Source organism: Rhizobacter sp., from assembly GCF_031412075.1.
In the GTDB taxonomy this organism is placed as follows: Bacteria; Pseudomonadota; Gammaproteobacteria; order Burkholderiales; family Burkholderiaceae_C; genus Rhizobacter.
This window is the reverse complement of record NZ_JANOCG010000452.1, coordinates 1-8,855: the sequence shown is the minus strand read 5'-3', so window position 1 is coordinate 8,855 and position 8,855 is coordinate 1. Positions and strand designations below refer to the sequence as shown.

At 69.5% G+C, this 8,855-nt stretch carries 10 protein-coding genes; 5 read left to right on the top strand and 5 right to left on the bottom strand.

The window, feature by feature from the left end:
• Nucleotides 1-304: hypothetical protein (locus tag RMO40_RS17205; protein ID WP_309724072.1), on the bottom strand; the 304-nt coding region annotated here is incomplete at its 3' end.
• Nucleotides 305-349: 45 nt separating this feature from the next.
• On the opposite strand from RMO40_RS17205, the gene RMO40_RS17200 reads away from it, so the two are divergent.
• Genes RMO40_RS17200 through RMO40_RS17185 form a run of 4 tightly spaced genes read left to right on the top strand, consistent with a single transcriptional unit; the run spans nucleotide 350 to nucleotide 3,648 of the window.
• Nucleotides 350-1,342 (top strand): zinc-binding alcohol dehydrogenase, encoded by a 993-nt coding sequence (locus RMO40_RS17200; protein ID WP_309724070.1) that lies wholly within the window; start codon nucleotides 350-352, stop codon nucleotides 1,340-1,342.
• A gap of 21 nt (nucleotides 1,343-1,363) precedes the next feature.
• Complete coding sequence (locus tag RMO40_RS17195) at nucleotides 1,364-1,774, top strand: 6-carboxytetrahydropterin synthase (protein ID WP_309724067.1); 411 nt, start codon at nucleotides 1,364-1,366, stop codon at nucleotides 1,772-1,774.
• Nucleotides 1,775-2,824, top strand: coding sequence for a glycosyltransferase family 4 protein (locus RMO40_RS17190; RefSeq protein ID WP_309724065.1), 1,050 nt, complete (start codon nucleotides 1,775-1,777; stop codon nucleotides 2,822-2,824).
• The gene (locus tag RMO40_RS17185; protein ID WP_309724063.1) at nucleotides 2,821-3,648 is read left to right on the top strand and encodes a class I SAM-dependent methyltransferase; all 828 of its coding nucleotides are present in this window, start codon (nucleotides 2,821-2,823) and stop codon (nucleotides 3,646-3,648) included. The genes RMO40_RS17190 and RMO40_RS17185 overlap by 4 nt, the downstream gene beginning before the upstream one ends.
• On the opposite strand, the gene RMO40_RS17180 is transcribed toward RMO40_RS17185, so the two are convergent.
• Nucleotides 3,638-4,477 carry a dihydrofolate reductase family protein gene (locus RMO40_RS17180; protein WP_309724058.1) on the bottom strand — a complete coding sequence of 280 codons (840 nt, stop codon included), beginning with the start codon at nucleotides 4,475-4,477 and terminating at the stop codon, nucleotides 3,638-3,640. The two genes, RMO40_RS17185 and RMO40_RS17180, sit on opposite strands and share 11 nt — an antisense overlap.
• 92 nt (nucleotides 4,478-4,569) lie before the next feature.
• On the opposite strand from RMO40_RS17180, the gene ribA reads away from it, so the two are divergent.
• The gene (ribA, locus tag RMO40_RS17175) at nucleotides 4,570-5,715 is read left to right on the top strand and encodes a GTP cyclohydrolase II (protein ID WP_309724056.1); all 1,146 of its coding nucleotides are present in this window, start codon (nucleotides 4,570-4,572) and stop codon (nucleotides 5,713-5,715) included.
• A gap of 19 nt (nucleotides 5,716-5,734) precedes the next feature.
• On the opposite strand, the gene RMO40_RS17170 is transcribed toward ribA, so the two are convergent.
• The 3 genes from RMO40_RS17170 to rpoN all read right to left on the bottom strand — a co-directional run.
• Nucleotides 5,735-6,535 (bottom strand): creatininase family protein, encoded by an 801-nt coding sequence (locus RMO40_RS17170; RefSeq protein ID WP_309724053.1) that lies wholly within the window; start codon nucleotides 6,533-6,535, stop codon nucleotides 5,735-5,737.
• A 12-nt stretch (nucleotides 6,536-6,547) separates the two neighbouring features.
• Complete coding sequence (locus tag RMO40_RS17165) at nucleotides 6,548-7,768, bottom strand: THUMP domain-containing protein (RefSeq protein WP_309724051.1); 1,221 nt, start codon at nucleotides 7,766-7,768, stop codon at nucleotides 6,548-6,550.
• On the bottom strand, nucleotides 7,768-8,855 hold a 1,088-nt coding region (gene rpoN / locus RMO40_RS17160; RefSeq protein ID WP_309724049.1), incomplete at its 5' end, for an RNA polymerase factor sigma-54. The genes RMO40_RS17165 and rpoN, both read right to left, overlap by 1 nt.

The window sequence follows — 8,855 nt, the reverse complement described above, 5'->3', positions numbered from 1 at the left end:
GCCCCAGCGGCTCACCGACCACGGCGGCCAACAAGGCCGACAAGGCCATGCGCAACAAGGTCACCCGGTTGGCGGGGCCAAAGCGCGGGTGAGGGTGCCCCAATGGCAGACCGCGCCCAATGAGCACGGCACCGATCAGGTACACAACCGCGGCCTTGACGACGTAGCCGGCACCGAAACCGGCCAGCGAGGCGATGGCCACAGCGGCCAGCCCCATCAGCACGCCCATGACCACCAGGTCGCGCAGCGCATCGCCGCCCAGCCCCGAGGGGCTTGCCGGACGCCCCTTAAGATCACTCGCCATGACACGCTGCCTTGTGCATCGGGTCACTTTAACCGGGTCAACTCCGTGCCCTCATCCCCTTCGACGCTTGTGGTCAACGCGCGTGCGTGCTGGCTGGCCGAACCCGGCCGCGCCGAGCTGCGTGATGAAGTGCTGCCGCCGCCCGCTGCCGGCGAAGTGCGCGTGCGCACGCTGCACAGCGGTGTGAGCCGGGGCACCGAAGGCCTGGTGTTCCGCGGCGAGGTGCCGGCCAGCGAACACCAGCGCATGCGCGCGCCGTTCCAGAGCGGCGACTTTCCGGCACCGGTGAAGTACGGCTACGTGAGCGTCGGCATCGTCGAACAAGGCCCGCCGGAGTTGCTGGGGCGCACGGTGTTCTGCCTGTACCCGCACCAGACGCACTACAACCTGCCGGCCGAGGCGGTGCACCCGCTGCCACCCGGCGTGCCGGCCGCACGCGCGGTGCTCACCGCCAACCTGGAGACTGCGGTCAACGCGTTGTGGGACGCGTCACCGCGCCTGGGCGACCGCATCACCGTGGTGGGCGCCGGCACGCTCGGCCTGCTGGTGGCCTGGCTCGCCGCGCGGCTGCCCGGCTGCCAGGTCGAGGTGGTCGACGTGCGGCCCTCGCGTGCCGACATCGCCACCCGACTGGGCGCACGCTTCGTGGCACCCGACGAGGCCACGCCCGACGCCGACCTGGTGATCCACACCAGCGGCCAAACCGCTGGTCTGGCCACGGCGCTGCAACTGGCCGGCTTCGAAGCGACGGTGCTCGAGCTCAGTTGGTACGGTGACCGCGCGGTGAGCGTGCCGCTGGGCGAGGCTTTTCACTCGCGACGCCTCACGCTCAAGAGCTCGCAGGTCGGGCAGGTCGCCACCGCGCAGCGCGCCCGGTGGGACTACAAGCGGCGTCTGGCGCTCGCTTTGTCACTGCTCACCGAGCCGGTGCTCGATGGGTTGATCACCGACATCGCGCCTTTCGAACAATTGCCCGAAGTGCTGGCGCGTTTGGCGGGTGGTTCGCCCGACACGCTGTGCCAGCGCATCGACTACTGACCCCTTTTCTTAGGAGACCCGATGTACGCCGTCAACGTGCGAGACCACTTCATGATCGCCCACAGCTTCCGCGGCGCGGTGTTTGGCCCGGCGCAGCGCATGCACGGCGCGACCTACGTGGTCGACCTGGAGCTGCGACGCGCTGCGCTCGACGCCGACGGTGTGGTGGTCGACATCGGCCTGGCGACCGAGGTGCTGAAAACCGTGCTGGCCGAGATGAACTTTCGCAACCTCGACGACGAGCCGGCCTTCAGCGGCCAGAACACCACGACCGAATTCCTCGCGCGGGTGATCTTCGACCGCATCGCCGTGCGCATCGCGGCAGGCGAGCTGGGGCTGCAGGCCTCGGGCCTGTCTCAGATGAAGGTGACGCTCAATGAGTCGCATGTGGCGTGGGCGTCGTACGAGGGCGCGCTGCCGGACGGCGCCTGAATGCCAGAAGTCTGCCACTTCGTGATCCCCGGCGACTGGCACACGCCGACCGGCGGTTACCGCTACGACCGCCGCATCGCTTTGGCGTTGCGCGAGAGCGGGTGGGAGATCGACCTGCGCACGCTCGGCACCAGCTTCCCCTGGCCTGACGCAGACACACTCGCGCACGCCCAAGCGCAGATCGACGCGCTGCCCGATGGCGCCCTGGTGGTGGCCGATGGCCTGGCCTTTGGCGCGATGCCCGAGCTGGCGCAACGTCATGCGACACGCCTGCGCTGGGTGGCCTTGGTGCACCACCCGCTGCACCTCGAAACCGGACTGGCCGACACGGCTTGCCACACGCTGCGCGCGAGCGAATGCGAAGCGTTGCGGGCGGCGCGCCGCGTGATCGTGACCAGCGAAGCCACCGCACGCGACCTGGCTCCGATGGGCGTGCCCGCCGAGCGCATTCGCGTCGTCGAGCCGGGCACGGATCGGGCACCGGCGCACCGCGCTTCGACGAATGGCACCGTGCGCCTGCTCTGCGTCGCCACACTGACCTCGCGCAAAGGGCACGCCGTGCTGCTGGAAGCACTGGCCGGCCTGCAAACGCTCGACTGGGCGCTGCACTGCGTGGGCAGCACACAGCGCGACCCGGTGACCAGCGATCAGCTGCGCCGCGTCACCAGCGAACTCGGGCTCGGCGACCGTGTGCACTGGCACGGCGAACTGGACGAAGCTTCGTTGAGCGCCCACTACGCGGCGGCCGATCTGTTCGTGCTGCCGTCCTTCCACGAGGGCTACGGCATGGTCGTCACCGAAGCGCTGGCGCACGGTCTGCCGGTGTTGTGCACGAGCGGCGGTGCGCTCGCGCAGACACTCCCGCGCACGGCTGGCCTGCATGTGCCACCGGGCGATGTGTCGGCCTTGCGTGAAGCCCTTGCCGTGTTGATCGGTCAGCCTGAAGAACGCGCACGATTCGCCGCCGGCGCACGCGTGGCCGCTGAACAGCTGCCGACCTGGCCACAAGCCGCCACGCGCTTTGCCGAGGTGCTGGAGGAACTGGCATGAGTGGCTTCAGCGCCGACTGGCTGCGCCAGCGCGAGCCCTTCGACACGGCAGCACGCGCCGTGGCCGCCGAGCGGCTGCAACTCGCCCGCTGGCTGGCCGCATTGAAGCCCGAGCAGGCACCCTGGCGTGTGATCGATCTGGGTTGCGGCACCGGCGCCAACTTTCGCGCCCTGTCACCCATGCTCGCCGGCTCGCAGCGGTGGCGCGTGGTCGACCACGACACCGCCCTGCTCGACGCCTGGTCAGAGACGCCCGGCGAGGCCGCCGTCGAGCGTGTGGCGCTCGATCTGGCGCGCAAACTGGAGACGCTGCCTTTCGCAGGCAGCACGCTCGTCACCGCCTCGGCCCTGCTCGATCTGGTCAGCGCCGAGTGGCTGCAGCGCCTGGTGGCTTTGTGCCGCGACGCGGGTGCGTCGGTGCTGTTCGCGCTCAGCGTCGATGGCCGCGCGCTGTGGGACCCGCTCGACCCCGATGACGCGCTGGCCAGCGCGCTGTTCGACGCCCACCAGCGCCGCGACAAGGGCTTCGGCCCGGCACTGGGGCCGATGGCCGCCGCCACCGCCATCGAGGGCTTTCGTGCGGCGGGCTATGGGGTGCAGTCGGCCCCGAGCGACTGGTGGATCGACGCACGGCATGACCCCGCCGCGCTCGGCCTGCAGCAGGCCTTGATCGACGGCATCACCGAGGCGGCGATCGAGCAGGACCCGCTGGCCACGAGCGCGATGCGTTCTTGGCAAACCCGGCGCCACGCCCTCGCAGCGCGCAGCACGCTGCGCATCGGCCACCTGGACGTGATCGCCACGCCCGACGCGATCAAGACCTGAGCGGCGGCTGCGCAGCGCGCAGGTCCAGATCCCACAGCGTGTCGTCACCCAGCGCCATGCGCTGCGCCGGCGGCCGCGGGCAATCGGCCATGGTCGCCCACGGCGGCAACTGCAGGCCGCGCCGTCCGGCACCGATCAACACCGGCGCCACCACCAGGTGCAGGCGGTCCAGGCTGCCCGCCGCCATGAAGCGCGACACGGTCACGCCACCGCCTTCGACAAACAGCCGGTGAAGACCACGCGTCGCCAGAGCGGCCACCGCACGCTCGGGGCGGCAGGTGCCGCCCGCATCGAGCAAGCCCGCCACGCCCACGACCTCGGAAGCCACCGCCCGGGCGGCGTGGGCATGGCGCGCATCGCACAGCCACAGTGTGGGCGCCTGGGCGTCGGTGAACACCCCCGCGCGGCCGTCGAGCCGGGCCGCGGGGTCGAGCACCACACGTGTCGGGCTGGGCCCCGGCACACGCCGGGTGGTGAGTTGCGGGTTGTCGGCCGCGACGGTGCCCGCGCCGACCAGCACCGCGTCGCACAAGGCGCGCAGGCGATGCAGGTGCAGCAGGCTCTGAGGCCCGGTCACAAAGTACGAGTCGCCGCTGTGCGTGGCCACGCAGCCGTCGAGGCTCTGGCCCAGCTGGGCCACGCACCAGGCGCTGCCGAGCAGCGGCTGGTACAGCGAGAGCAATGCGGCGCTGGCTGGGCTGAGGCCTTGTATGTTCAGCTCGGAGACAGATGCGGCCGCCGCCCGCACACGCAGCACGTCATCCCACAGCGCCGGCCAGTCGGGTGGCAGCGGGGCCTCGGCGTTCACGGCACGAATCGGGTCTGGCATGAGGGCAGAAAATGGAAAGAGCCTACAAGGCCGTGAGGAATTGGCGCTAGGTCGCGGCCAGGGTGGCCGGTATCCTAGGGCAGATGAGCGCCTTGACCAGCCCTTTGCGGCCACCGACTGAAGAAGCCCCCCCGGCGGCCGAACTGGCAGCCGTGCGCGTGGACCGAGCCTGCTCCGAACTGCGCCACGGCCGCCCGATTGCGCTGCACGACGTGGATGGCGCCGGGTGCTGCATCGCTGCGGCCGTCGAGACGCTCGGCCCGGCCCGGCTGCAAGAGATCGTTCGCCTTTCGGGTGGTCGCATGCGCCTGCTGCTGACGGCCGAGCGGCTGCAGGCCATGGGCTGGGCCAACGCCTCCACGCCACGCGCTCTGGCCCTCGCTGCACCGATCACGGTGGAACAGGTGCAGCTGCTTTGCGCGGTCACGCCGGGGTGTGTCGATGAATCCTTGCTGGGCGACGCCGAGCCGGCCGGCGCGGCGATGCTGGCCGCCTTGACGCTGTGCAAGCGTGCCCGCCTGACGCCCGCCTTGCTGGTGGCCGAGCTGCCCGCCTCCAGGAGCGCCGCGCTGGATGCGTTGCTGGTGCACCGCCTGTCGACCGACGAGGTCATGCTGGTGGCGTCGCGGCGCGCGTGGGCGCTGCAGCGGGTGAGCGATGCGCGGGTGCCGATTGCGGCGCACGACGACTGCAAGCTGGTGCTGTTCAGAGAAATCGACGGTGATGCCGAGCACGTGGCCATCATCGTCGGCCAGCCGCCGCTGCACGAGCCGGTGCCGGTGCGCCTGCACTCCTCATGTTTGACGGGTGACCTGCTGGGCAGCCTGCGCTGCGACTGTGGTGACCAGCTGCGCCACGCCATCGACCACCTGGCCGTGGCCGGTGGCGTGCTGCTCTACCTGGCGCAGGAAGGGCGTGGCACGGGCCTGGCCAACAAGCTGCGCGCCTACCGCCTGCAAGACGGCGGGCTCGACACGCTGCAGGCCGACCGCTACCTCGGTTTTCGCGAAGACGAGCGCGACTTCCAGGCCGCCGCGGCGATGCTGCAGGCGCTGGGCATCGCACGCATCCGTCTGCTGACCAACAACCCGCACAAGATCGATGCGCTGCGCGACGCGGGCATCGAGGTGGTGGACCGTGTGCCGCTGCTGGCCGAGGTCAACAGCCACAACGCGCGTTATGTGCAGACCAAGCACGAGCACGCGGGGCACTTGCGCGCCGACCAGTCGCACGCCTGAAGTGAATCAGCGTCGGGTCTCAGCCCGACGCGGGTACCGGCAAAGCCTCCACCTCGGCCAGCAGCTTCACCAGCTGCGTGGCCAGGTGATCGAGCAGGGCGCGGCCCTTGTCGGCGCTCGCTGCGGCGGCATTGCCACAGGCGCCTTGCGGGTTGAGGTCTTGTGTCATCCAGCCAATGCCCACAGGTTTTTCGACCCCGAGCAGGCCGCCCTTGGCCGCCAGGGTGCTGCCGAACGAAGGGAAGTCGGCCAGCGCGTCTTGCCGCACCAGCTCGGGCCGCAGGTGCAGCAACAGCGAGGTTTCGACGGCGCCGCCGTGCAAGCCATGCGCCAGCTCATCCACCTCGAACAGGCCCGGCGGCACGCCGAACGAAAAGCTGTGCGCCCGCACCACCAGCAGGCCGTGCGCCACACGCAAGCGCAGCGCGGCCAGGTCGACATGCGCCCGCTGGCCGCCGTGGCTGTTGAAGATCACCAGCTTGCGCACCCCGGCGCGCGCCACGCCGCGGCCAACCGAAAGCCACAGGCCGAGCAGGTCGTTGAGGTCGGCACTGAGGGTGCCGGGGAAGGCGGTGTGCTCGAGGCTGTCGCCCACATTGAGCGCCGGCAGCACCAGCACCGAGGCCGACGCCGGCAGGCGTTGCAGCATCTCGTTCACCACACCCTCGTTGATGACGGCATCGGTCGACAGCGGCAGGTGGGGGCCGTGCTGCTCGATGGCCGCCACCGGCAGCAGCGCGATGGTGCGCGCCGGGTCGACGCGTGCAAAGTCGGTGGTGGTGAGGTCTTGCCAGCGGCCCGAAGGAAGCGAAGTCGCCATGGTCGAAACCCCTCAACGTGCCGAACCGGCGACCAGATCGAAACGGAACAGGCGGCACTCGATCGGGCCGTTCCACATCGGCACGCGGCGCGACTCTTTCAGGCGCATCGAGCTCGGCAGCTTCATGTCGGGGCTCAGCACCCAGGCCGTCCAACCCGCAGGGTGCTGGGTGTAGGCGCGTTTCCAGTGGGCGGAGAGACGGGGGAAAAAGTCGTCGGGTGTGTCTCGGTCTTGCGCCGAGGGTCGTGCGGCTTTGCCCGCCACGTCGATGCGCTCGCCATAGGGTGGGTTGATCATCAGCGTGCCGTGCAGGCCTTCGGGCAGCGCGGGTGCGGGGCGCTCCAGCGCGTCGCCGCCGTTGAACTGGATGTACGGCTCCACGCCCGCGCGCTGCGCATTGCGGCGCGCAAAGTCGACCATGCGAAAGGCCACGTCGCTCGCAAAGATCGGCACCGCACTCGCGTGGATGCGTGATTGCGCATGGCTCTTGAGCCGCTGCCATTGCGCGCGCATCTCGGCGTCGGCAAACGGCAGCAGGCGCTCGAAGGCGAAGCGGCGCTTCAGGCCCGGTGCGATGCCGCAGGCGATTTGTGCCGCCTCGATGGCGATGGTGCCGGAGCCGCAGCACGGGTCGTGCAAGGCGCCGCCTTCTGCCGGCGTGCCGCGCCAGCCGGCGGCGGCCAGCATCGCGGCGGCGAGCGTTTCTTTCAGCGGCGCGTCACCCTTGTCTTCACGCCAGCCGCGCTTGAAGAGCGACTCGCCCGAGGTGTCGACATACAGCGAGGCGTGCGTCTCGCCCAGGTGCAGCACGATCTGCAAATCGGGCTGCTGGGTGTCGACACTCGGGCGCTCACCGGTGGCCTCGCGCAGCAGGTCGCAGACCGCGTCTTTCACGCGCAGTGCAGCGAAGTTCAGGCTGCGCAAGGGGCTGCGGTGGGCCGTGGTGTCGACGCGCAGCGTGTGCTCGGGCGTGATCCATTGTTGCCAGTCGACACTGCGCGCGAGGGCGTAGATGTCGTCTTCGCTCTGGTACGGGCCGGACGCCACTTCGGCCAACACACGCTGCGCAAGACGGCTCTCGAGGTTGAGTGCCATCACGTCAACCGGATCGCCATCGACGCCCACACCGCCGCGGCCGGTGTGCACCTGCGCCGCGGGCAGCACGCGCTGCACCTCTTCGGCCAGCCAGGCTTCGACACCGGCGGCGCAGGGCAGGAACAGTGGCAGCGCCATTACATCGTCCGCCGCAGGTTGGCCGGTGCGATGCGCAAGGCTTCGCGGTATTTGGCCACTGTGCGCCGCGCCACCTGGATGCCCTGCTCTTCGAGCATCTTCGAAAGCTGGCTGTCCGACAGCGGCTTGACCGCATCCTCGGCCGCCACCAGCTGCTTGATGAGCGCACGCACCGCGGTGCTCGAGGCGTTGCCGCCAGCATCGGTGTTGAGCGAGGAGCCGAAGAAGTACTTCAGCTCGAAGGTGCCGAACATCGTCGCCATGTACTTGGCGGTGGTCACGCGCGAGATGGTCGACTCGTGCAGACCCAGCTCGTCGGCGATCTCGCGCAGCACCAGCGGCTTCATCGCGATCTCGCCGTGGGTGAAGAAACTCTTCTGCCGCTCGACAATGGCTTGGGACACGCGCTGGATGGTGTCGAAGCGCTGCTGGATGTTTTTCATGAACCAGCGCGCTTCTTGCAGCCGCGAGCTCAAGCCCGCGTTGGCGCCACCCGAACCCCGGCTGCCACGAATAGCCTGCGCATAGAGGTCGTTGATGCGCAGCTTGGGCATCACGTCGGGGTTGAGCACCACCTTCCAGTTGCGGCCCGACTTCTGCACGATGACGTCGGGCACGATGATGTTGGCCTCGGCGCGCGCAAATTGGCGGCCCGGCTTGGGCTCGGTGGCCACGATCAGCGTTTGCGCCTGCTTGATCAGATCTTCATCGGCACCGGTGGCGGCCATCAGCTTCTTCATGTCGCGGCGGGCCAGCAGCTCCAGGTGCTGCTTGCAGATCATGATGGCAATCATCTGCGCTTCGCTGCGTGGCAAGGCGCGCAGTTGCAGCGTCAGGCATTCGCCCAGGTCGCTGGCGCCCACGCCCAGCGGCTCCATGTTTTGCAGCCACTTCAGCGCGCACTGCAGGCGCTCCAGGATCTCTTCGCGCTGCGCGTCGGTGTCGGCCAGTTGTGCAGCGATCTCTTCGAGCGGGTCGGCGAGGTAACCGTCGTCGTTGAGCGACTCGATCAGCACGGTGACGGCGGCTGCGTCTTCGGCGGAAAGGCGCATGCCCAGCAGCTGGTTGCGCAGGTGCTCTTGCAGGC

Bases quoted from the DNA above. Each gene is read 5' to 3' on its own strand.
- RMO40_RS17195 (WP_309724067.1), top strand. From the start codon at position 1,364: ATGTACGCCGTCAACGTGCGAGACCACTTCATGATCGCCCACAGCTTC.
- RMO40_RS17190 (WP_309724065.1), top strand. From the start codon at position 1,775: ATGCCAGAAGTCTGCCACTTCGTGATCCCCGGCGACTGGCACACGCCG.
- RMO40_RS17185 (WP_309724063.1), top strand. From the start codon at position 2,821: ATGAGTGGCTTCAGCGCCGACTGGCTGCGCCAGCGCGAGCCCTTCGAC.
- RMO40_RS17180 (WP_309724058.1), bottom strand. From the start codon at position 4,477: ATGCCAGACCCGATTCGTGCCGTGAACGCCGAGGCCCCGCTGCCACCC.
- RMO40_RS17170 (WP_309724053.1), bottom strand. From the start codon at position 6,535: ATGGCGACTTCGCTTCCTTCGGGCCGCTGGCAAGACCTCACCACCACC.
- RMO40_RS17165 (WP_309724051.1), bottom strand. From the start codon at position 7,768: ATGGCGCTGCCACTGTTCCTGCCCTGCGCCGCCGGTGTCGAAGCCTGG.